Raw genomic sequence first — 18454 nt, forward strand, 5'->3', positions numbered from 1 at the left:
GCGCGGGTTGATGGCGCGTCTCAGACCCCCAGGCACCAGCGCATGATCGCCTTCTGGGCGTGCAGGCGGTTTTCGGCCTCGTCGAAGATCACCGAATGGGGGCCATCCATCACGGCGGAGGTCGCCTCATCGTTCCTGTGGGCGGGCAGGCAGTGCATGAAGAGGCTGTCCGGCTTGGCACGCGACATCAGCTGCTCGTTCACCTGGTAGGGGCGCAGCTGGTTGTGGCGGCGTTCCTTGGCGGATTCTGGGTCGTGCATCGAGACCCAGGTGTCGGTGACGACGAGGTCCGCGCCCTCCACTGCCGTGAACGGGTCGCGCTGGATGGTGATCTTACTGCCCTTCTCGCGGGCGAAGGCCACGAACTTGTCTTCGGGGTCCAGCGTTTCCGGCCCGGTGAAGGTGAAGTCGAAGCCGAACTGCCCGGCGGCGTGGAGGAAAGAGGCGCAGACGTTGTTGCCGTCGCCGCACCAGACGACCTTCCGGCCAGCGATGGGACCCCGGTGTTCCTCGTAGGTCATGACGTCGGCCATGATCTGGCAGGGATGGGTGCGGTTCGTCAGGCCGTTGATCACCGGGACGGTGGCGTGTTCGGCCATCTCGAGGAGCGTCGCTTCCTCGAAGGTGCGGATCATGATGAGGTCGACGTAGCGCGACAACACACGGGCGGTGTCGGCGATGGTCTCGCCATGGCCAAGCTGCATTTCCTTGCCCGACAGCACCATCGTCTCGCCGCCCATCTGGCGGACGCCGACGTCGAAGGAGACGCGGGTGCGGGTCGAGGGCTTTTCGAAGATCAGCGCGACCATGTGGCCCTTGAGCGGCTGCTCGTCATCGGGTGAGCCCTTGGGGCGGCCGTTGCGGGCGGTCTTCATCGCCTGGGCGTTGTCGATCATGGCCCGCAGATGGGCAGGGTCGGTCTTGTGAATATCGAGGAAGTGGTTCATGTCGTTTCGCTTTTTGGACCCGTGGAGCCGGGGGTTTCACACCCCCGGACCCCCGTGGGATATTTGGGCAAAGATGAAATCAGGCGGCTTTTTCAAGGGCTGTGGCCGTCTGGTCGAGGCGGGTGAGCGCCTCGGCGATATCGGCGTCGGGGATGTTCAGCGCGGGGAGGAGGCGCAGGACGTTGTCGGCGGCGGCCACCGTCAGGACGCCGGCCTCATAGCCCGCCTTCACCACCTCCGCCGGGGCGGGCTTGCATTTGAGGCCGAGCATCAGGCCTTCGCCGCGCACCGCCTCGAACACGGTCGGGTGGCGGGCGACGAGGGATTCCAGGCCCTGGCGCATCAGCGCGCCCTTGCGGGCGACCTCGGCCAGGAAGGCGGGGTCGGAGATCAGTTCAACCACCTTGGCACCCACTGCACATCCCAGGGGGTTGCCGCCGTAGGTGGAGCCGTGGGTCCCGGCGGTCATTCCCGAGGCGGCGCGTTCGGTAGCCAGCACCGCGCCCAGGGGGAAGCCGCCGCCGATGCCCTTGGCGACCATCATGATGTCGGGCGTGACGCCTGCCCATTCGTGGGCAAACAGGCGGCCCGTCCGGCCCATGCCGCATTGCACCTCGTCAAAGATGAGGAGCGTGCCGGTCTGGTCACAAAGGTCGCGCAGGCCCTTGAGGCACTGGTCGGGGACAGGGCGGATGCCGCCTTCGCCCTGGATTGGCTCGATGATGACGGCGCAGGTCTTGTCGGTGATGGCCGCGCGAATGGCGGCGTGGTCGGCGTCGTTCGTGGGCCATTTCAGGTGCTTGAAGCCGGGCATCAGCGGCCCGAAGCCCTTGACCATCTTCTCCGACCCCGCCGCCGCGATGGCGCCGGTCGAGCGGCCGTGGAACGCGCCCTCGAAGGCGACGATCTCCACCCGCTCGGGGTGGCCCGAGTCGTAATGGTGCTTCCGCGCCATCTTGATTGCGAGTTCCGCCGTCTCGGTGCCGGAGTTTGTGAAGAAAACCGTGTCGGCGAAGGTGGTGTCGGTCAGAAGCTTCGCCAGCCGTTCCTGTTCCGGGATCGTGTAGACGTTCGAGACGTGCCAGAGCTTCTGCGCCTGGTCCGTCAGTGTCTGGACCAGCGCGGGGTGCGCGTGGCCAAGCGCGTTCACGGCGATCCCCGAGCCGAGATCGAGGTATCGGCGGCCGTCCTCGGCGAACAGCCAGCTGCCCTCGCCCTTCACGAAGGAAAGGGGTGCGCGGTTGTAGGTCGGAAGGACGGACGGGATCATGGGATGGGTCCTTGGAATGAAAGCCAATGGGTGCCTGACGGCAGGGGTCATGTCAACGTGGGGGAGGCATGGCGCGGCAAGCGCCGGGGACGGCGGGACGGGCGTCAGACGCGGCGGCGTCGGCGCGAGGCGATGATATGGCGGGGTCCTGCGGTCATGCGCCAGCGCATAGCGGGAATGTGCCGCTGGGTAAAGCGGTTTTGCGGGACCTTGCGTTAACCATTTTTGCTGGAAATGCCCTGTAAAGGCTGTCAAGGCAGGAGCCGGGCCGGACAAGGGAACCGGCGTCGCCCGAAAGGCGAAGACACGGGGATTTCAGGCGGACATGGTTGCGGAACGCATCACTGTCAGCGTCTACGCGCTTGACCATGTGCTGTTGCCACGAGCAGCCGCCGGTCGGGGATGGTTGCTTCGCCTGACCGAGCAGGAGGCCGCGCTTGCCGCCGGCGCCGCGACCCTGGATCTGGCCCTCGACGTCACCGCGGACGGCCTGGCACTGGCCCGGGAGGCGGTCTTTCCGGATGCCGTCCATGCCGCAGGCCTGCGCGTGGCGATCGAACCGGTGACGGCCCGGAAGGGACTTTTCCTGCTGCGGATCGGGTCAAAGCCGGTGGCCGTCGCCGTCAGCGGCACCTGGGACGAGGCGCTTTTGCCCGGCGACATGCCTGCCCCTGGCCAGGGGGTCGCGGCCTATGCCGCCGGCACGCGGATCGACACCCCGGACGGCCCGCGACCGGTCGAGGCACTGGCTGCGGGGGATGTGGTGACCACGCTGGCCAACGGCTCGCGGCCGCTGCGCTGGGTGGGGCGACGGCGGGTCTCGGTGCTGGAGCTTCTGGCGCATCCCGACCTGCGCCCGGTCGAATTCGCGCCGGGCGTGGTGGGAAATGCGCAGGCGCTTCGGGTCTCGGCCCAGCAGCGGATGCTGATCGACGACTGGCGGGCCGAGGTCTATTTCGCCGAGGACCGCGTACTGGTCGCCGCCCGGGCGCTGGTCGACGACCGGACCGCGCGGGTGGTTCTGCCGGCCGCGGGGTTGGATTACCACATCCTGCTCTGCGACCGGCACGAGGTGCTCCTGGCCGAGGGCGCGCTGTCGGAAAGCTTTCACCCGGCAGAGACGGGTCTCGCCGGCCTGACCCCGGCCGAACGGGCGGAGGTCGGAGCGCTGGTCACCGAGGCCGATCTTCTGCGCCGACGGGCGGCCTTTCCGATCGTCCGCAACGCCGAGGCGCGCGCCCTGCGGCTTTAACCCGCGCAGATCGCGGCAAGCATTTCGATAATAGGCGGATAGTAGGCAGGGTCGTAGCCCGCGTCGTTCTGCAGGACCGACAGGAAGCAGGCGACGCGGCCCGTTTGGGGGTTGGCCACCATGTACTGCCCGCCATAGCCGCCGTGGCCGATCCAGGTGCCATCGGTGTTCGTCTGGTTGGAATAGCGCAGGTGCGCGCGGGGGGCTGGCATCGGGACACCGCCCGCCAGCGTCGCCTCAAGAAAGGCGGCCGAGCCGAAGGGCCGCCCGTCCACCCCCTGCCCCTTCCGCGCGAAGAGTGCGCCATAGCGGCAGAGGTCGCGCGCCGTCAGGCAGATCCCGCCGCTGAAGATCGGGTCCCCGGCGCGATCGGTGCCCATGTGCAGCACCCCCTCGAACCCCGCCCCGTCGGCGAGATCCGCCAGCCAGAGCCGCAGGGGCCGCCCGCCCCTGGCCTCGGCTGCAAGCATCAGAACATCGGTGTTGGCGCTTTTGTAAAGGCAGGCCCCGGTGGGATTGGCCGTATCGCGGGCACCTGGCGCAAGGCCGATCCCGGCGAGGAAGTCGCGGTTCGCGGGCTCTGGCCCCTCGGGCAGGCGCATCCCCATCGCCATTTCGTGCAGGAACGCCGTCGTCTCGGGGTTGGAGTAATCCTCGTCATAGGCGTTCAGGACGTTCATGTTGGCCACGTCCTGCACCGTCGCCCCGTGGTAGCCCGGCCCGATCCAGGGCAGCACCGCACCCAGCGTCTCAGACATGTCGATCCGGCCGTCCTCCCAGACGCGACCCAGGATCAGGTGTGCCGCCATCTTCGAAATCGACATGATGGAATGCGGCTGGTCGGGGCCGAAGTCGGGGGCATAGGCTTCGTAAAGCAGTCGGTTGCCCTCGATCACCGCCATGGCCGAAAACCAGGGGAGCGCGGTGAGGCGGCGGACATCCTCGCGCGCGGGGATCGACAGGTCGGCCGAGAGGCGCAGGTCAAGGACGCGGCCGGAGCGGAAGGTCTGCGAATAGCGGGCAATGCGGTGCAGGTTGTGAAACCCATCGCGCCGGTGGGGGGCCGAGTTCCAGCGCGGGTGGCGGTCGGCACCGACAGAGAGGTCGGGGTTCGGATGGGTGGTCAGCGGCATGGGCAAGCTCCTGGTCCGGGTCAGGATAGGCGCCGCGTGCCGGGGCGCAAGGCGGCCTGGTGGCGGAAAACCGGACCTTGCACTGGGCTCCAGAGTCGGAGGGACGCGGCGGGGTGGCGGCGGATGTGTTCGACGGGCCTGCCCTTGGCGCCGCGGTAGCGCGTTTTCTTGCTGCGGGGGCAGAGGACCCGCCGAACCTTCCGATGCTGGCTGAAATCGGGGACCGCGCCCTGGGCTTTGCCAGCGGCACGGTGCTGGATCACCCCGACAAGCCGCGCGCGCTGTTGGCCAAGGCCCCCTGAGACCTATCTGACAAGCCACCCTTGCGGCCCCCTGCCCCGGACGGATAGAATGCCCGGGTATTCAAGACAGGCGGAGATCGGGATGTCCTGGACGGACGAGCGCGTCGAGACGCTCAAGCGCATGTGGAACGAGGGCCAGTCGGCCAGCCAGATCGCCAAAGAGCTGGGTGGCGTCACCCGCAACGCAGTGATCGGCAAGGTCCATCGCCTTGGCCTGTCGAACCGGGTGGGTGGCAAGGACGAGGATGACGAGGGCGCAGCCGCCCCGGCTCCGGCGGCGGTTGCCAAGCCCGAACCCGCGCCGCGCCCCGAACCGGCCGCCGCCCCCCGGGCCGAGCCTCCGCGTCCGGCCCAGCCGGCTGCGGCTACTCCTGCGGCGTCGAACGTGACGCCGCTGCCGGTGCGCAAGGCGATCATCCCGGCCGGCCAGCCGCTGCCGCCGCAGCCGAGCCTGAACGAGATCTCCCCTGAAGCCCTCGCCTCGGTCCGCGAAGTCGAGAAGCGGGCGCGGAAGCTCACCCTGATGGAACTGACCGAGCGGACCTGCAAATGGCCGATCGGCGACCCGGCGACCGAGGATTTCTGGTTCTGCGGCCTGCCCTCGCTGCCCGGAAAGCCCTATTGCGAGGCTCATGTCGGCGTCGCCTTCCAGCCGATGAGCGCCCGCCGCGACCGCCGCCGCTAAGAGGGCGCAGAATTGGGAAAGCCGGGACCATCCAGTCCCGGCTTTCTGCATTTTCGGGGCATCACTCGCCCTGCAGGATTTCCTCAAGCGCGCGGATGGCTTGTTCCTCCAGCGCCTCGGTCGCCGCGTCGCCGACCGCGTCGCCCACGCTTTCGTTGGGCGCGACCTCGACACCCAGCTCCTCGCGCAGGCGTTGCTCAAGCTCGGCCTTGGCGGCCTCCTCGGCGGCCTTCGCCTCTTCCTCCAGCCGGGCGGCGGCAGCCTTGGCTTCGGCTTCCATCTTCTCGCGGGCGATGGATTCCAGGTCCAGCCGGAAGCTCGGGTCGGCCCAGGGCCCCGTGATCAGCAGCGGCACCATCACCCCGCCGGTCCCGTCCTCGGCGGCCAAAGCCGTGGGACGCAGGCGGTAGTTCAGCCGGCGTTCGCCAAGGTCCAGATCGCCCGAGCCCGCCGCCGTGACATAGGGGGCGACCAGCTTGAGGTCAGAGTTAGACAGGACGCCCGCCGCGATGGTGAAGGTCCCGGCAAGCCCGTCGAAGGGGGTTTTCTGGTCCTCGCCCACGAAGCCCGGGTCCAGCGTCCGCAGCATCCCCGCAATGTCGATGCCACGCAGCTCGCCCCGGCCAAGCTCCAATGCGCCCTGCCCTTCCAGGCTTTTCATGATCGCGGCGATGGAATTGCCCACCCCCAGGAATTCCAGCTCGGCGTCGGTGGTCGAGACCAGGCGGTCCCAGCCCATGAGGTCGGCGAAAAGCGGCTGGGTCTGCAGGCCCGCGAACTTGAGCCGCCCGCCGACGGACAGCCCGCCGCGCCCGTTCACGACGAAATCGCCGGTCACCTGGCCCTCATAGGCCTGCATCTCGCGGATGTCGATCACGGCACGGGCGCGTTCCACGGTGACAAGCGCGCGGGTCGGGCCAAGCTTCAGCTCGCCTAGGTCGAGGGAGGGCGCAGAGAGCGCGACTTCGGCGTCAAGTGTGCCCAGCGCCGAGACATCGATCTCGGCTTCCGGCCAGCCCTCGGCCTCACCCCCTGACTGGTCGCTGCCCTCTGGGCTGCCGACCACGATGGGACCGGCCGCCAGCGTGCCCTTCAGAAGCGGCCGCGCTTCGCCGGGCAGGAGGTCGAGGTCGCCCTTGAACTGGTTCTGGTCCGCGATGATCTCGGCCCCCCGCAGGTAGACCGCGCCCGACCCGTCCAGCGTCAGAGTGCCGGCGACCTGCAGCCGGTCCTGCCCCAGTCCCGGCGAGGGGCGGGTGAGCGCGGCCCCGGTCAATGCGCCCAGCGCCGGAAGGTCGGCGAGGTCGGCGGTCAGCGCCCCCTCGGCTGCCAGGGGCGCAAAGCCGCCGCGCCCGTCGAAGCCCAGTTTCGTGCCACCGGCCGTCAGGGTCGCCGTGACCGGAACCACCCGGCCAAGGGCGAAGGCGGAAAAGACGCCGCCGGTCAGCTCCAGCGCCACCGGCTGTCCGCCCGACAGGCCAGAGGCGGACAGGGTGAAGGGACCCGAGAAATCCGGGATCGACAGCGTCGCGTCCACGTCATCCAGCGCGATCTCGCGGCCCGACTGGCGGTCGACGAAGCGGATCGCGCCGCCGGTGATCCGCCCTTCGTCCAGCGTGAAGCCGGTCGCGGGGGCCGGAACCGAGCCCGCGCCGCCGCCCGTTCCTGCCGCGAAGTCCCAGTTCGCCTGGCCCTCGGCACTGCGTTCCAGGTTGATTTCGGGCTGGTCGGCAGAAAGCCCGAGGATCCTGACCTCGCCCCCCAGAAGCGCGCCGAAATTCACGTCGATGGACAGGCCCTGAGCCTGGAAGAGCGGCGCTTCGCTTTCCGACCATTCGGCGTTGGCAATGCTGACCGGACCCGTGGTGATGCCAAGCGACGGCCAGAGCCGTGGCGACACCTCGCCCTGAAGCTGGAGCTTGCGCCCCGTCATCGCCTCGAACTGCGAGGAAACGGCCTGCGCGACGCGCTCTGCCGGGACCATGGCCCCAAGGCCGAGCCCCAAGACCAAAAGCACGGCCAGCACGACCCCGACCCGGATGATCCAGCGCATGCCCAACTCCTCGAAGATTTTCTTGTTTTGCCGAAGTTTATGCCCCCCGCCGGCGCATTGCCAAGTCAGGCGCACCGGACTGGCATCAAATGGCCGAGAGGCCCTGCCGCCGTTGGGCTTTCCCGAAGCGGCGCGGCACTGTATAGGGCGGCCCATGCCCGAGAACCCGCCGATCCTCCGCCCCGACCTTGCCCGCGCCCTTGTCCCCGACACGCGGCGCGAGGGCCAGCCGACCATCGGCATGGTTTCCCTTGGCTGTCCCAAGGCCCTGGTGGACAGCGAACGCATCCTCACGCGGCTGCGGGCCGAGGGCTATGCGATCAGCCCGGACTACAAAGGCGCGGATGCGGTGATCGTGAACACCTGCGGCTTCCTGGATTCCGCCAAGGCGGAAAGCCTGGAGGCCATCGGAGAGGCGCTGCAGGAAAACGGCCGGGTGATCGTGACGGGCTGCCTTGGGGCGGAGCCCGAGTACATCACCGGCGCGCATCCGAAGGTTCTGGCCGTCACGGGTCCGCACCAGTACGAAAGCGTACTCGATGCCGTGCACTCCGCCGTGCCGCCCGCGCCGGACCCGTTCATCGACCTTCTGCCCGCCACCGGCGTGTCGCTGACGCCGCGCCACTACAGCTACCTCAAGATCTCCGAGGGCTGTAACCACAAGTGCAAGTTCTGCATCATCCCCGACATGCGCGGCCGCCTGGTCTCCCGCCCGGCCCATGCCGTCTTGCGCGAGGCGGAAAAGCTGGTCGAGGCGGGGGTGAAGGAGCTTCTGGTCATCAGCCAGGACACCTCGGCCTATGGGGTGGACCGCAAGCATGACCTGTCGCCCTGGAAGGGCGGCGAGGTGCGCGCCCACATCACTGACCTTGCGCGGGAAATGGGCAAGCTTGGCGCCTGGGTCAGGCTCCATTACGTCTATCCCTACCCGCATGTGCGTGAGCTTATCCCGCTGATGGCCGAGGGGCTGGTCCTGCCCTACCTCGACATCCCCTTCCAGCACGCCCATCCCGACACGCTGAAACGCATGGCCCGCCCCGCCGCCGCGGCGCGGACGCTGGACGAGATCGCCGCCTGGCGCGCCATCGCGCCCGACTTGACGCTGCGATCCACCTTCATCGTGGGCTACCCGGGAGAGACGGAGGCCGAGTTCCAGACGCTCCTCGACTGGCTGGACGAGGCGCAGCTCGATCGCGTGGGCTGCTTCCAGTACGAGAACGTCGCCGGGGCGCGATCGAACGATCTGCCGGACCATGTGCCGGCAGAGGTGAAGCAGGACCGGTTTGATCGCTTTATGGAAAAGGCCCAGGCGATTTCCGAGGCAAAACTGGCAGCCAAGGTTGGAAAAGTGCTGGAGGTCATCGTGGACGAGGTCGACGCGGACGGCGCCACCTGCCGCACCAAAGCCGACGCGCCCGAGATCGACGGGAACCTGTTCATCGACGAGGGGTTCGAGAGGCTTGCCCCTGGGGATATCGTCCGCGTCGAGGTGGACGAGGCGGGAGAGTATGACCTTTGGGGACGCCGCGTCTAAGTGCGGCGGACTGACCCGCTGACATGGCGCTATCCGGTCCTATCTTTCCGGAATGGAAACTCGCGTCCTTTACAATCAGACCTGCCCGGTGTGCCGGTTCGAGATCGACGCCTACCGACGCCGCGCGGCGGCCGATGGGTTGCCGATCCGGTTCGATGCGCTGGACCGTGCCGAGGATTGGGGGCTGACGCCGGACCAGGCGGCGCGGCAGTTGCATGTCTGGCAGGATGGACGGGTCCTGTCCGGCATGGCCGCCTTCCGCGCGCTCTGGGCGGAAATGCCGGGCTTGCGCTGGCTGGCGCGGGTCACCGGATGGCCGGTGATCCGGCCCCTGGCCGAGCTGGCCTATGGCCGGATCGCCGCGCCCATCCTTTACCGCGCGCATCTGCGGCGGCAGCGGCGTCAGAGCCAGTAGGGCGAGACGCCGTAGTAGTCGTAGCTGCGGCGCTGGTAATCGCGGTCCTCATACCAGTTGTCGCCCCAGGTCGGGGCCCCGGTCAGCTGTTCCTGGGTGATGTCGGTGACAAAGCCGCCAAGGCTCGTGTCATAGCTCAGCTTCTTCCACGGAACGGGATGAGAGCCCTCGCCCAGTCCAAGGAAGCCTCCGAAGGTCATCACCGCATAGGCGATCTGACCGGAAAGCTTGTCGATCATCAGGTGGTCGATCTCGCCCAGGTGGTCGCCGGTGCGGCTGTAGACTTCGGTTCCGTTCACGTCGGCACTGGAGACCATCGAGGAGGACGTCGAAGTATCGCTGCCGTATTCGGTGGCGCGGTCGGCGAAGGGAGCGTCTTGCATGGGGACCTCTCGGGTTTGCGGGGGTTGCCCACTCAACCGGGTCGTCCCGCGTTTGTTCCCTCAACCCGCCAGCACCACCACCCAGGCCATTCCGGCCGCGATGGCTGCCAGCGCGACGCAGGCGGATCCACAATCCTTGGCCTTCTTCGCCCGCGGGTCGTGCCCGGGAGATAGCATGTCCACCACCTCCTCGACCGCGGTGTTGATCAACTCGGCCGCCAGGATAAGGAGGCCGAGCGCCAGGATCAGCGCGCGTTCACCAGGGGTCAGGTCGAGGGTGAAGGCCAGCGCGGCGGAGAGCGCATTGGCCAGCGTCCATTGCCGCAAGGTCTTTTCCGTGGCCCAGGCGGCGCGGAAGCCGTCCCAGGACCAGATCACCGTATTGGCCAGCCGACGCGCCTCGGCCCGCAGCATGTGTCGCATCTGTCCCCCCCGTTTTGCGGGAGGTTAGCCCCGGACGCGGCCTGCGCCAAGCGCCCGGAGCCAGGCTTCAGGCCCGGCGCAGGATCCCCACCAGCCAAAGGACCGCGCCCAAGAGGATCGCGCCTTCGAGCACCGGGAAGACCGGGCCGATCGAGGCCTCGGCCACGCGGCCGGACATCAGGAGGAAGAGGCCGACCAGAAGCCCCAGCGCACCAACCTGGTGCAGCCAGAAATGCGCCTTGGGCAGCGCACCCTCGGCCAGGGCCGGGACGAAGCGGTAGCCGATGCCGAAGACGGTCATCAGCGTGAAGCCGAGCAGGTTGATATGCGCATGGACCGGGGCCAGCGAGTGGTCGCCGCTGCCGCCCATGTAAGAGCCGAGAACAATGCCCACCACCAGGTAGACCGCACCCATCACCAAGAATCCGCGCGAGATGTTCATGTCCGTTCCCTCGTTCACCGGGCTCTGATGGCCCGTTGCACCAGCCTAGCAGGTCCGTCGCGGCCCACCTAAGTTTTTAATGCAGGAATCCGAATGTATCAGGCTCGCAGTGCCGCCAATGCCGCACGGGTACAGGTGACGATATTGGCGAAGCGGTCGCCGCCAAGATGCACGCCGCCATACCAGCGGGTGACGACGACGATGCGGTCGGGCACGCCGTCGCGCTCGAGCATCTTCAGGATCACCGCACCGGCCCCGGCCTCGCCGTCGTCGTTCTTGAGCGGCCCGCCGTCCATCAGAAGCGCCGCCCAGGAATGATGTGTCGCCTTGTCGAACTTGCGCCGGCGGCGGAGCGTGGCGAGGAAGGCGTCGATCTCGGCCTTGCTGCGCACGGTCCCGGCGGCAGCGGCGTAGCGCGAGCCGCGGTCGCGCAGGATGTCTTCCAGGACGATCATGCGGATGTGGTACTGAAAATGGGGGCGGCCGACCAGAGGGGTTGGCCCGCCGCCCCGTCACCCAAACCCGCGCCTCGGCAAAAGCGCGGCAGGGTAAATGCGTCTAGCCCAGCGCTTCGATCCCGGCCTTGTTGGGACAGAAGTCGGGCATCCGGTCCGCAGCGCCCGAGGTGACCAGCCAGCGCTCGCATTCCGCGCCACGGCCGCAGGCGGCACAGCGGGAAACCAGGTCCTCCAACTCGTCGCGCTGAAGCCAGCCCTCCACGACGGCGCGCGGCAGGTTGACCCCGGAAATCCGCGCCATCCCGCGGGTAAGCCACCACGCCTTTGGTGCCTCGGGATACCCGATCATCGTCAAACCTCCTCGCCGCAATGGAGCCATGCTGCCCGGAACGCCCGACTCGCGCGTTGACCCAGATCAATAGCCGCGCAGCCGCCGCACGGTTGCCGCCACCAGCGCCTTGCGCTGCGCGTTCGGCGGGTGGCTGCCAAGGAACCTGTCGCCCGGATCGGGCAGGCGGTCGAAGAAGCCCGAGCCGCGGATCGGGTCGTATCCGGCCGCCAGCGCGATCTCGGCCCCCAGCTGGTCGGCCTCCAACTCGAACTCCTTGGAATAGCTGCGGGCCGCGACCTGGGCGCCCATGTCCTGCGCCGCGCGCACCTCTTCGGGGGAAAGCCCGCTGGCCTGGGCCAGCGCACCCGCCAGAAGCGCGCCCGACAGGGCCTGGTCATTGCGCTTCGGGATGTGCCCGGCGATGTGGTGGGCGGCTTCATGCCCCAGGACGAAGGCCAGCTCGTCGGGGTTCCGCGCATCCGCGATCAGCGCCAGCGTAAAGCCCACTACCGGACGCCCCATCCGGTCCAGCGTCTGGAACGCGTTCGGCGGCTGACCGGGCCGGTCGTCCACGACGATGCGGAAATCGCAGTTCCGCACCACGCCGACGCTGCGGCAGTAGCTCTCCGCCACCGGCTCGACCCGGGCAACCACGGTCAGGAAATTCTCGGCCGCCGTGCGGGGCGGCTGGACCGCGTCGACCGCCGGTTGCGGCAGGTTGGGCGGCGCAGGAGTGGTCGCGACGCAGCCGGCAAGGACCAGCATAAGCGCGGCAAGCAGGGGAAGACGCATGGGGACCTCGGCCGGATTCTTCCTGAGGGTAGCAAATCGGCGGGCGCGGGAAAGGGCGGCTCACGCAAGCGTCATGGGTTGCGGCGGGCCTTCGCAGGGGCTAGCCTCGTCCCATGTTCACCATCGAGCACGAATTCGACGCCACCGTCATAACCCTGGTCGACGAAGGTGAGGATGGCCCCCTTCTGGAGGACATCGTCATCAATGCCTTCGAGGATTGCGTGACCGTCGAACAGGTCGACCCCCAGACGGACGAGGTCCTGCGGATCACGCTCTCCACCACCCAGCTGCGCGACCTGGCCGCCGCGCTGAACCTGCCGGAAGGCAGCTACCGGCTGGAGCGGAAAGAGCCCTAGGGTCAGTCCAGCCGGAAGAGCTTGTCCCGCGACGTCGCGCCGCGGATCAGGGTCAGCCGGGTCTTCGCCACGCCAAGCGCCTTTGCCAGTGCCGCCCGCGCCGCCTCGGTCGCCTTGCCTGCTTCGGGCGTCTCAGACACGGCCACCCGGATCTGGCCGTCCACCAGTTCGACCCCGGCGCGGCGGGCGTTGGGGGTGACGCGGATCGCGATGCTGGTGCCCGGCTGGGCCAGGTGGGACAGGTCGGCCATGGTCCCTTGAAAACTGGAGGTGCCAAGGGAGCAAGCAAATCTTTTCGAAAAGATTTGCCAAAATCCTTCGAAGGATTTTGCCCTGCCCGCACTGGCTGGCCAAAGCGCGGCCCCGCCCCTAGTCTTGCCGCCAAAGGGAGACATTGATGACCACCGCCTTCTATTCGGACGAACGCTGCTTCTGGCATGGCGGCGGCAACTATGCCTTCACGCTTCCCGTCGCGGGTCTTGTCCAGCCCAGTCCCGGCGGTCTGCCGGAGAACCCCGAGACGAAGCGGCGTCTGCGCAACCTGATCGAGGTCACAGGTCTGACCCGGGAACTTGCCATGCGCGGGGCGGGCCTTGCGACGAAGGACGACCTGCTGCGCGTCCACCCGGAAAGCTACCTTTCCGCCTTCAAGGCCGCCTCGGACGCGGGCGGGGGCGAGTTGGGCCTGCGCACACCTTTTGGCGCAGGCGGCTACGAGATCGCGGCGCTTTCGGCTGGTCTGGCGAAGGCCGCGCTTCGTTCGGTGCTGAAGGGCGAGGTGCGGAACGCCTACTCGCTCTCGCGGCCGCCGGGGCATCATTGCACGGCCGATTTTCCGAACGGTTTCTGCCTTCTCAACAACATCGCCGTGGCGATCCGCGCGGCACAGGCCGAGGGGCTGGTCCGCCGCGTCGCGGTCATCGACTGGGACGTCCACCACGGCAACGGGACCGAGGCGATCTTCTGGGATGACCCGGACGTGCTGACGATCAGCCTGCACCAGGAACGGAACTATCCGCTCGACACCGGTGGGGTGGAGGCCCGGGGCGGCCCGAATGCGCTGGGTGCGAACCTCAACTTGCCGCTGCCCCCTGGCACCGGCCATCAGGGTTACCTTTACGCGATGGAACGGCTGGTCCTGCCCGCGCTTGAAAGCTTCAGGCCGGAAGCGATCATCGTCGCCTGCGGCTTTGATGCCGCCGCCGTCGACCCCTTGGGCCGGATGCTCTGCACGTCCGAAACCTTCCGCATACTGACCCGCCTGACGATGCAGGCGGCCGACCGGCTGTGCGACGGGCGGCTGACCCTTGTGCACGAAGGCGGATACTCCGAGGTCTACGTCCCCTTCTGCGGCCATGCGGTGTTGGAGGAACTCAGCGGTTCCACCGTCGCCGCCCCGGACCCATTGGGCGCGACGCTGGCAAAACGACAGCCCGATGACCGGTTCGACGCCTTTGTCCGTGGCTGGATTGACGAGGCGGCAACGACGCTGGGGCTTTGATCCGGGAACAGTCGCGTTCCTGTGCGGTTGACCAAGGGCCAATTTCCAAGCCTGCGGAGGACCCATGCTGCCCGCGACGACCGACCGTGTGACCGACCAGACCGATCCAGAGGTCAATGACCAGATCCGGCGGGACTACCTTGACCGGGTGACGGACTATGCCCGCCACCCTGACCAGATCGAGGCCCGTCTGGAAGAGCTTGACCGCGAATGGGACATCGAACGCGCGATCGAGGCCAATGCGGCCACGCTGGCCCTGACCGGTGTCGCCCTGGGCGTGACGATGGACCGCCGCTGGCTGGTCCTGCCGGCGCTGGTGTCCGGCTTCCTGCTGCAGCACGCGCTCCAGGGCTGGTGCCCGCCGGTGCCGGTCCTGCGGCGGATGGGCTTCCGCACGGCGGCAGAGATCGAACGCGAACGCTTTGCGCTGAAGGCGCTGCGCGGGGACTTCGTCGGCCTGACCACGCGCAAGTCCAGCGTGAAGAACCGCGCCGAGGCCGTGGTGGCGGCCGTCGAGAGCTAGTCGGAGCCGGGCTGGCGGGCCGCCCGCGAAACCCCTATCTTCGGGCCGATTGCCCTGTCCGGAAGATTGACATGCCCGCCCGCAACGACGCTGCCCTCGCTTTCCTGAAGACCCGCCGCTCGCGTCCGGCGAAGCTTTTTGCGTTTCCCGTCCCGTCGAAGGCCCAGGTCGAGGAGATCCTGACCGCCGCGACCCGCGTGCCCGATCATGGCAAGCTGGAGCCCTGGCGGCTGGTCGTTGTCCAGGGCAAAGCGTTCCAAAGGCTTGCCGACCTCGCCGAAGCGCGGGCCAGAGAGCTCGGGGGCGATGAAGAGAAGATCGCCAAGGGCCGCGGGCAGTATGACCTTGGCAAGCTTGCCGTCGTGGTCATCGCCTCGCCGAAGCCCTCGCCGAAGATTCCGGCGGTCGAGCAGGTGATGTCCGCCGCGGCGATGTGCCTCGGGATCGTCAACGCGGCCGAGGCGGCGGGCTGGGGGGCCTGCTGGTTGACAGGCTGGCCCGCCCATGACGCCGAATTCGCGGCCCGCGCCTTTGGCTGCACCGGGGATGAAACCGTCGCCGGCATCGTCCACTTCGGCACCCCGCCCGAGGATGGCCCCGACCGCCCGCGTCCCGACCTCAGCCGCATCGTCACCTGGGTCGAGGCGTGATCTTCGCGGCCTTCTTCCGGGCGCTCGGCCAGCTGGGCGACCGGCGCTTCCGCCGCGTGGTGATGTTGGGCGTCCTTCTGGCACTGGCGCTTCTCTTCGCCGTCTATGTGGCCTTCCTGCAATTGGTCTGGTGGCTCTCTCCGGACCAGATCGACCTGCCGGTGATCGGCCCCGTGACAGGAATGGACACGATCCTGGGCTGGACTTCGGTGGCGTTCATGATCGTGCTGTCCGTCGCCCTGATGGTCCCCGTCGCCTCGGCCTTCACCGGGCTGTTTCTGGAAGACGTGGCGGACGCGGTCGAGGACCGGCACTACCCGCAGCTTCCGCCTCCAACGCCCCTGACGCTGGCAGAGAGCCTGCGTCAGTCGGTGAACTTCCTGGGCGTCGTCCTGGCCGTGAACATCGGGATGCTTTTCGTCTACCCGTTTCTCGGCCCCGCGATTCCCCTCGCCTTCTGGGCGGTGAACGGCTTCCTTCTGGGGCGGGAATACTTCAGCCTCGTAGCCCTTCGCCGCCTACCGCCGTCCGAGGTCAAGGCGATGCGGCGGCGCAATCGCTGGACGCTTTGGGCTGCGGGCACGCTGATGGCCGCGCCCTTGTCGGTGCCCATCCTGAACCTGGTGATCCCGGTCTTGGGCGTGGCAACCTTCACCCATCTCTACCACCAGCTGGCAAGCGCCGGACGGTAGGCACAAATCTTTTCGAAAAGATTTGCCAAAATCCTTCGAAGGATTTTGCCGGCGCCAAGGCGTCAGGGCGTCATCCGGCCGAACCAGTCGAGGTCTTCCATCGTGATCCAGCCCGACAGGATCACCCCCGCGATCACCGCCCAGATCGGCGTGGCGATCAGCGTGGTGATCCAGGCCTTGCGCTTCATCACTTCCTCCGCGGGCGCTCCCGGAGGCGTTCCCGGCACGATGTGCTTCGCCTCGTCCTGCGACACGGTGCGATAAGGCAGCACGCAGAACAGCGTCATGAACCAGGTGATCGAATAAAGGACCAGGGCGGCGGTGATCGTCATGCCTGTTCAAGCTCCACCAGACAGCCGTTGAAATCCTTTGGGTGCAGGAAGAGCACCGGCTTGCCATGCGCCCCGATCTTCGGCTCTCCGCTGCCCAGAACCCGCGCGCCGGACGCCTTCAGATGATCCCGCGCGGCAAGGATGTCGTCCACCTCATAGCAGATGTGGTGGATTCCGCCCGAGGGGTTCTTCTCCAGGAACCCCGTGATGGGAGAGTTTTCGCCCAGGGGATAGAGAAGCTCGATCTTGGTGTTCGGCAGTTCGATGAACACGACCGTGACCCCATGATCCGGCTCCGGCTGCGGCGCGCCGACCTTCGCCCCAAGCGTCGAGCGGTACTGGGCCGCCGCAGCCTCGAGGTCGGGCACGGCGATGGCGACGTGGTTCAGGCGTCCGATCATGGGGGTCCTCGCAAAGCTCTCGCGCCGCTTATGCGGCTCTGCACCCCGTCATGCAAGGGGCCCAAGGGTCGCAGGCGTTAACCCGGACTTTACGGCGGTCGGCGAAAACTTCGCCCGAAGAAGCGAGGATTCCCATGCCCTTTCCACCCGATCCGATGTTGCCGCAGTCCCCACCCCAGGGTGCGGGCCAGCTGCCGCTTCAGGGCCTGTCGCTCTTGATCGTCGACGACAGCCGTTTCACCTGCGACGCCTTGCGTCTGGTCCTGCAGCGCGCCGGGGCACGGCTCAGGCGCGCGGAAAGCCTTGAAATCGCACGGCTGCACCTTGCTTTCCGCCGTCCTGACCTTGCCATCGTCGACCTTGGCCTGCCCGATGGCCGGGGGGAAGATCTGATTGCCGAACTTTCGGCCGAGGGGTTGCCGGTCCTGGGCCTGTCGGGTGATCCCGAAGGGCGCGAGGCGGCGCTGGATGCCGGGGCGACGGAATTCCTGGAAAAGCCGATCGCCTCGGCAGCGGGGCTTGTCCGGCTGATTCGCCAGCTTGTCACCGGCGTCGGGGCGATCGAGAAGCCCGACGAACGATCTTCTCCGCCCGGCGACCCGCTTGCGCTTCGTGACGATCTTGCCCGCGCCGCCACGCTGATCACCGCGCCGGGGGATCCCAGCTATGCCAAGGCCTTCCTGCGCAGCCTCGCGCGGGCCGCGGGCGATGCGTCGCTGGAAGCCGCCGTTCAGGAAACGCATACTGCCTTCGACCGCGCCAAGCTGGCCCGCCTGATCGAGGAGCGGATCGCGGTCCTGTCCGCGATGGCCTAGCCGCCAAGCTCCGGGTCACTCCCGGCGCGCACCAGCCGGGTCAGGTCCGAAAGCCGCTCTTTCTGCCGGCCCCTTCCATCGAAGTTCGCGGGCGACAGCCAGGCCCCATAGGCCTCGGCCAGGGCGGGCCATTCCTTGTCGATCACGGCGAACCAGGCCGTGTCGCGGTTCCGCCCCTTGACGATCATGTGCTGACGGAAGACGCCCTCGAAGCTGAACCCCAGCCGCTGCGCCGCCCGGCGCGAGGCCAGGTTCAGCGCGTTGCACTTCCATTCATAGCGCCGGTAGCCCGCCTCGAAAGCCCAGCGCATCATCAGGAACATCGCCTCGGTCGCCGCCGCGCCCCGCTGCATCGACGGCGAGATGCAGATGTGTCCGACCTCGATCGACCCCGCCTCGGGCGCGATCCGCAGGTAGCTGGCGATCCCGCCACATTTCCCAGTCGCGGCATCCCGCATGACGAAGAAGCGCGGGTCCTCGCCCGCCTCCCTCTCGCGCGCCCAGCGGTGATAGGCCGAACCCGAGGTGAAAGGCCCGTAAGGCATGTAGTCCCAGAGCGCGTCATGGCCTTCGAAGGAGTCCTGCAGTTCAAACGCGTGGCGGTCGGCGTTCAGGGGCTCAAGGCGGACGAAGCGCCCCTCCATCGGCGCGTGGTCCGGTCGGCGCGGCGGTGTCCAGTCCGCGACCACTTCCCCCAGCCTTGCGTCCGACATCCCAAGCCTCCCTGTCCCGGCGTCAGGCTAGGCCGCAGGCCGGGCAGGCGC

Annotated in this window: 24 protein-coding genes; 10 read left to right on the forward strand and 14 right to left on the reverse strand. The window is 67.9% G+C overall.

From position 1 onward, the window contains the following. Positions 1-20: 20 nt before the first annotated feature. Together argF and ACE3Q6_RS10345 are read right to left on the reverse strand one after the other, a co-directional pair. Positions 21-947: an ornithine carbamoyltransferase gene (gene argF / locus ACE3Q6_RS10340; RefSeq protein ID WP_374431853.1), complete on the reverse strand. Its 927-nt coding sequence runs from the start codon at positions 945-947 to the stop codon at positions 21-23. Positions 948-1026: 79 nt separating this feature from the next. Then, entirely contained in the window at positions 1027-2217 is a 1191-nt protein-coding gene (locus ACE3Q6_RS10345) for an aspartate aminotransferase family protein (RefSeq protein WP_374431855.1), read from the reverse strand. Positions 2218-2542: 325 nt separating this feature from the next. Between ACE3Q6_RS10345 and ACE3Q6_RS10350 the strand changes: the two genes are divergently transcribed. Beyond that, complete coding sequence (locus tag ACE3Q6_RS10350) at positions 2543-3469, forward strand: Hint domain-containing protein (RefSeq protein ID WP_374431857.1); 927 nt, start codon at positions 2543-2545, stop codon at positions 3467-3469. On the opposite strand, the gene ACE3Q6_RS10355 is transcribed toward ACE3Q6_RS10350, so the two are convergent. After that, a complete protein-coding gene (locus ACE3Q6_RS10355) occupies positions 3466-4602 on the reverse strand; it encodes a serine hydrolase domain-containing protein (RefSeq protein ID WP_374431859.1) in 1137 nt (378 codons plus the stop codon). The genes ACE3Q6_RS10350 and ACE3Q6_RS10355 overlap by 4 nt on opposite strands. A gap of 384 nt (positions 4603-4986) precedes the next feature. Between ACE3Q6_RS10355 and ACE3Q6_RS10360 the strand changes: the two genes are divergently transcribed. After that, a complete protein-coding gene (locus ACE3Q6_RS10360) occupies positions 4987-5589 on the forward strand; it encodes a GcrA family cell cycle regulator (RefSeq protein WP_374431861.1) in 603 nt (200 codons plus the stop codon). Positions 5590-5650: 61 nt separating this feature from the next. Here ACE3Q6_RS10360 and ACE3Q6_RS10365 read toward each other — a convergent pair whose 3' ends face one another. After that, on the reverse strand, positions 5651-7642 hold the full coding sequence (locus tag ACE3Q6_RS10365; RefSeq protein WP_374431863.1) for an AsmA family protein: 1992 nt from the start codon (positions 7640-7642) through the stop codon (positions 5651-5653). A 154-nt stretch (positions 7643-7796) separates the two neighbouring features. Here ACE3Q6_RS10365 and rimO point away from each other — a divergent pair, with 154 nt between their 5' ends. Further along, positions 7797-9176, forward strand: coding sequence for a 30S ribosomal protein S12 methylthiotransferase RimO (gene rimO, locus ACE3Q6_RS10370; protein ID WP_374431866.1), 1380 nt, complete (start codon positions 7797-7799; stop codon positions 9174-9176). Between the two features lie 52 nt (positions 9177-9228). Beyond that, positions 9229-9591 carry a thiol-disulfide oxidoreductase DCC family protein gene (locus ACE3Q6_RS10375; protein ID WP_374431868.1) on the forward strand — a complete coding sequence of 121 codons (363 nt, stop codon included), beginning with the start codon at positions 9229-9231 and terminating at the stop codon, positions 9589-9591. Here the strand turns inward: ACE3Q6_RS10375 and ACE3Q6_RS10380 are convergent. The 6 genes from ACE3Q6_RS10380 to ACE3Q6_RS10405 all read right to left on the reverse strand — a co-directional run bounded on the left by ACE3Q6_RS10380 (position 9579) and on the right by ACE3Q6_RS10405 (position 12420). Then, on the reverse strand, positions 9579-9908 hold the full coding sequence (locus ACE3Q6_RS10380; RefSeq protein ID WP_374432076.1) for a PRC-barrel domain-containing protein: 330 nt from the start codon (positions 9906-9908) through the stop codon (positions 9579-9581). The two genes, ACE3Q6_RS10375 and ACE3Q6_RS10380, sit on opposite strands and share 13 nt — an antisense overlap. A 126-nt stretch (positions 9909-10034) precedes the next feature. Next, a complete protein-coding gene (locus ACE3Q6_RS10385; protein WP_374431870.1) occupies positions 10035-10397 on the reverse strand; it encodes a diacylglycerol kinase in 363 nt (120 codons plus the stop codon). A 67-nt stretch (positions 10398-10464) separates the two neighbouring features. Continuing rightward, entirely contained in the window at positions 10465-10839 is a 375-nt protein-coding gene (locus ACE3Q6_RS10390) for a hypothetical protein (protein WP_374431872.1), read from the reverse strand. A 98-nt stretch (positions 10840-10937) separates the two neighbouring features. Beyond that, positions 10938-11294: a YigZ family protein gene (locus tag ACE3Q6_RS10395; RefSeq protein WP_374431874.1), complete on the reverse strand. Its 357-nt coding sequence runs from the start codon at positions 11292-11294 to the stop codon at positions 10938-10940. Between the two features lie 103 nt (positions 11295-11397). Beyond that, complete coding sequence (locus tag ACE3Q6_RS10400) at positions 11398-11646, reverse strand: DUF6455 family protein (protein ID WP_374431876.1); 249 nt, start codon at positions 11644-11646, stop codon at positions 11398-11400. A gap of 66 nt (positions 11647-11712) precedes the next feature. Further along, positions 11713-12420 carry a M48 family metallopeptidase gene (locus tag ACE3Q6_RS10405; protein ID WP_374431879.1) on the reverse strand — a complete coding sequence of 236 codons (708 nt, stop codon included), beginning with the start codon at positions 12418-12420 and terminating at the stop codon, positions 11713-11715. 113 nt (positions 12421-12533) lie between these two features. Between ACE3Q6_RS10405 and ACE3Q6_RS10410 the strand changes: the two genes are divergently transcribed. After that, positions 12534-12776 carry a hypothetical protein gene (locus tag ACE3Q6_RS10410; protein WP_374431881.1) on the forward strand — a complete coding sequence of 81 codons (243 nt, stop codon included), beginning with the start codon at positions 12534-12536 and terminating at the stop codon, positions 12774-12776. 2 nt (positions 12777-12778) lie between these two features. On the opposite strand, the gene ACE3Q6_RS10415 is transcribed toward ACE3Q6_RS10410, so the two are convergent. Continuing rightward, the gene (locus ACE3Q6_RS10415) at positions 12779-13027 is read right to left on the reverse strand and encodes a DUF167 domain-containing protein (protein WP_374431883.1); all 249 of its coding nucleotides are present in this window, start codon (positions 13025-13027) and stop codon (positions 12779-12781) included. Between the two features lie 146 nt (positions 13028-13173). Between ACE3Q6_RS10415 and ACE3Q6_RS10420 the strand changes: the two genes are divergently transcribed. The 4 genes from ACE3Q6_RS10420 to ACE3Q6_RS10435 all read left to right on the forward strand — a co-directional run bounded on the left by ACE3Q6_RS10420 (position 13174) and on the right by ACE3Q6_RS10435 (position 16142). Next, positions 13174-14277: a class II histone deacetylase gene (locus tag ACE3Q6_RS10420; RefSeq protein ID WP_374431885.1), complete on the forward strand. Its 1104-nt coding sequence runs from the start codon at positions 13174-13176 to the stop codon at positions 14275-14277. A gap of 64 nt (positions 14278-14341) precedes the next feature. Next, a complete protein-coding gene (locus ACE3Q6_RS10425) occupies positions 14342-14800 on the forward strand; it encodes a DUF2892 domain-containing protein (RefSeq protein WP_374431887.1) in 459 nt (152 codons plus the stop codon). A gap of 71 nt (positions 14801-14871) precedes the next feature. Then, on the forward strand, positions 14872-15450 hold the full coding sequence (locus tag ACE3Q6_RS10430; protein ID WP_374431890.1) for a nitroreductase: 579 nt from the start codon (positions 14872-14874) through the stop codon (positions 15448-15450). Next, positions 15450-16142 carry an EI24 domain-containing protein gene (locus ACE3Q6_RS10435; RefSeq protein WP_374432078.1) on the forward strand — a complete coding sequence of 231 codons (693 nt, stop codon included), beginning with the start codon at positions 15450-15452 and terminating at the stop codon, positions 16140-16142. The genes ACE3Q6_RS10430 and ACE3Q6_RS10435 overlap by 1 nt, the downstream gene beginning before the upstream one ends. Before the next feature lie 62 nt (positions 16143-16204). Here ACE3Q6_RS10435 and ACE3Q6_RS10440 read toward each other — a convergent pair whose 3' ends face one another. Further along, positions 16205-16474, reverse strand: a complete 270-nt coding sequence (locus ACE3Q6_RS10440; RefSeq protein WP_374431892.1) for a DUF1467 family protein — start codon at positions 16472-16474, stop codon at positions 16205-16207. Further along, entirely contained in the window at positions 16471-16875 is a 405-nt protein-coding gene (gene mce / locus ACE3Q6_RS10445) for a methylmalonyl-CoA epimerase (RefSeq protein WP_374431894.1), read from the reverse strand. Before mce ends, ACE3Q6_RS10440 begins: the two co-directional genes overlap by 4 nt. 134 nt (positions 16876-17009) lie before the next feature. Here mce and ACE3Q6_RS10450 point away from each other — a divergent pair, with 134 nt between their 5' ends. After that, complete coding sequence (locus ACE3Q6_RS10450; RefSeq protein ID WP_374431896.1) at positions 17010-17690, forward strand: response regulator; 681 nt, start codon at positions 17010-17012, stop codon at positions 17688-17690. Here the strand turns inward: ACE3Q6_RS10450 and ACE3Q6_RS10455 are convergent. Then, entirely contained in the window at positions 17687-18403 is a 717-nt protein-coding gene (locus ACE3Q6_RS10455; RefSeq protein ID WP_374431899.1) for a GNAT family N-acetyltransferase, read from the reverse strand. The two genes, ACE3Q6_RS10450 and ACE3Q6_RS10455, sit on opposite strands and share 4 nt — an antisense overlap. Positions 18404-18454: the final 51 nt, after the last annotated feature.

The organism is Tabrizicola sp. (assembly GCF_041913445.1).
In the GTDB taxonomy this organism is placed as follows: domain Bacteria; phylum Pseudomonadota; class Alphaproteobacteria; order Rhodobacterales; family Rhodobacteraceae; genus Tabrizicola.

Coding starts and splice junctions, on each gene's coding strand:
- ACE3Q6_RS10430 (WP_374431890.1), top strand. CDS start 14,872: ATGCCCGCCCGCAACGACGCTGCCCTCGCTTTCCTGAAGACCCGCCGC.
- ACE3Q6_RS10375 (WP_374431868.1), top strand. CDS start 9,229: ATGGAAACTCGCGTCCTTTACAATCAGACCTGCCCGGTGTGCCGGTTC.
- ACE3Q6_RS10390 (WP_374431872.1), bottom strand. CDS start 10,839: ATGAACATCTCGCGCGGATTCTTGGTGATGGGTGCGGTCTACCTGGTG.
- ACE3Q6_RS10455 (WP_374431899.1), bottom strand. CDS start 18,403: ATGTCGGACGCAAGGCTGGGGGAAGTGGTCGCGGACTGGACACCGCCG.
- ACE3Q6_RS10425 (WP_374431887.1), top strand. CDS start 14,342: ATGCTGCCCGCGACGACCGACCGTGTGACCGACCAGACCGATCCAGAG.
- ACE3Q6_RS10350 (WP_374431857.1), top strand. CDS start 2,543: ATGGTTGCGGAACGCATCACTGTCAGCGTCTACGCGCTTGACCATGTG.
- ACE3Q6_RS10420 (WP_374431885.1), top strand. CDS start 13,174: ATGACCACCGCCTTCTATTCGGACGAACGCTGCTTCTGGCATGGCGGC.
- ACE3Q6_RS10380 (WP_374432076.1), bottom strand. CDS start 9,908: ATGGTCTCCAGTGCCGACGTGAACGGAACCGAAGTCTACAGCCGCACC.
- ACE3Q6_RS10345 (WP_374431855.1), bottom strand. CDS start 2,217: ATGATCCCGTCCGTCCTTCCGACCTACAACCGCGCACCCCTTTCCTTC.
- mce (WP_374431894.1), bottom strand. CDS start 16,875: ATGATCGGACGCCTGAACCACGTCGCCATCGCCGTGCCCGACCTCGAG.
- argF (WP_374431853.1), bottom strand. CDS start 947: ATGAACCACTTCCTCGATATTCACAAGACCGACCCTGCCCATCTGCGG.
- ACE3Q6_RS10400 (WP_374431876.1), bottom strand. CDS start 11,646: ATGATCGGGTATCCCGAGGCACCAAAGGCGTGGTGGCTTACCCGCGGG.
- ACE3Q6_RS10410 (WP_374431881.1), top strand. CDS start 12,534: ATGTTCACCATCGAGCACGAATTCGACGCCACCGTCATAACCCTGGTC.
- ACE3Q6_RS10365 (WP_374431863.1), bottom strand. CDS start 7,642: ATGCGCTGGATCATCCGGGTCGGGGTCGTGCTGGCCGTGCTTTTGGTC.
- ACE3Q6_RS10440 (WP_374431892.1), bottom strand. CDS start 16,474: ATGACGATCACCGCCGCCCTGGTCCTTTATTCGATCACCTGGTTCATG.
- ACE3Q6_RS10415 (WP_374431883.1), bottom strand. CDS start 13,027: ATGGCCGACCTGTCCCACCTGGCCCAGCCGGGCACCAGCATCGCGATC.
- ACE3Q6_RS10360 (WP_374431861.1), top strand. CDS start 4,987: ATGTCCTGGACGGACGAGCGCGTCGAGACGCTCAAGCGCATGTGGAAC.
- ACE3Q6_RS10385 (WP_374431870.1), bottom strand. CDS start 10,397: ATGCGACACATGCTGCGGGCCGAGGCGCGTCGGCTGGCCAATACGGTG.
- ACE3Q6_RS10395 (WP_374431874.1), bottom strand. CDS start 11,294: ATGATCGTCCTGGAAGACATCCTGCGCGACCGCGGCTCGCGCTACGCC.
- rimO (WP_374431866.1), top strand. CDS start 7,797: ATGCCCGAGAACCCGCCGATCCTCCGCCCCGACCTTGCCCGCGCCCTT.
- ACE3Q6_RS10355 (WP_374431859.1), bottom strand. CDS start 4,602: ATGCCGCTGACCACCCATCCGAACCCCGACCTCTCTGTCGGTGCCGAC.
- ACE3Q6_RS10405 (WP_374431879.1), bottom strand. CDS start 12,420: ATGCGTCTTCCCCTGCTTGCCGCGCTTATGCTGGTCCTTGCCGGCTGC.
- ACE3Q6_RS10450 (WP_374431896.1), top strand. CDS start 17,010: ATGCCCTTTCCACCCGATCCGATGTTGCCGCAGTCCCCACCCCAGGGT.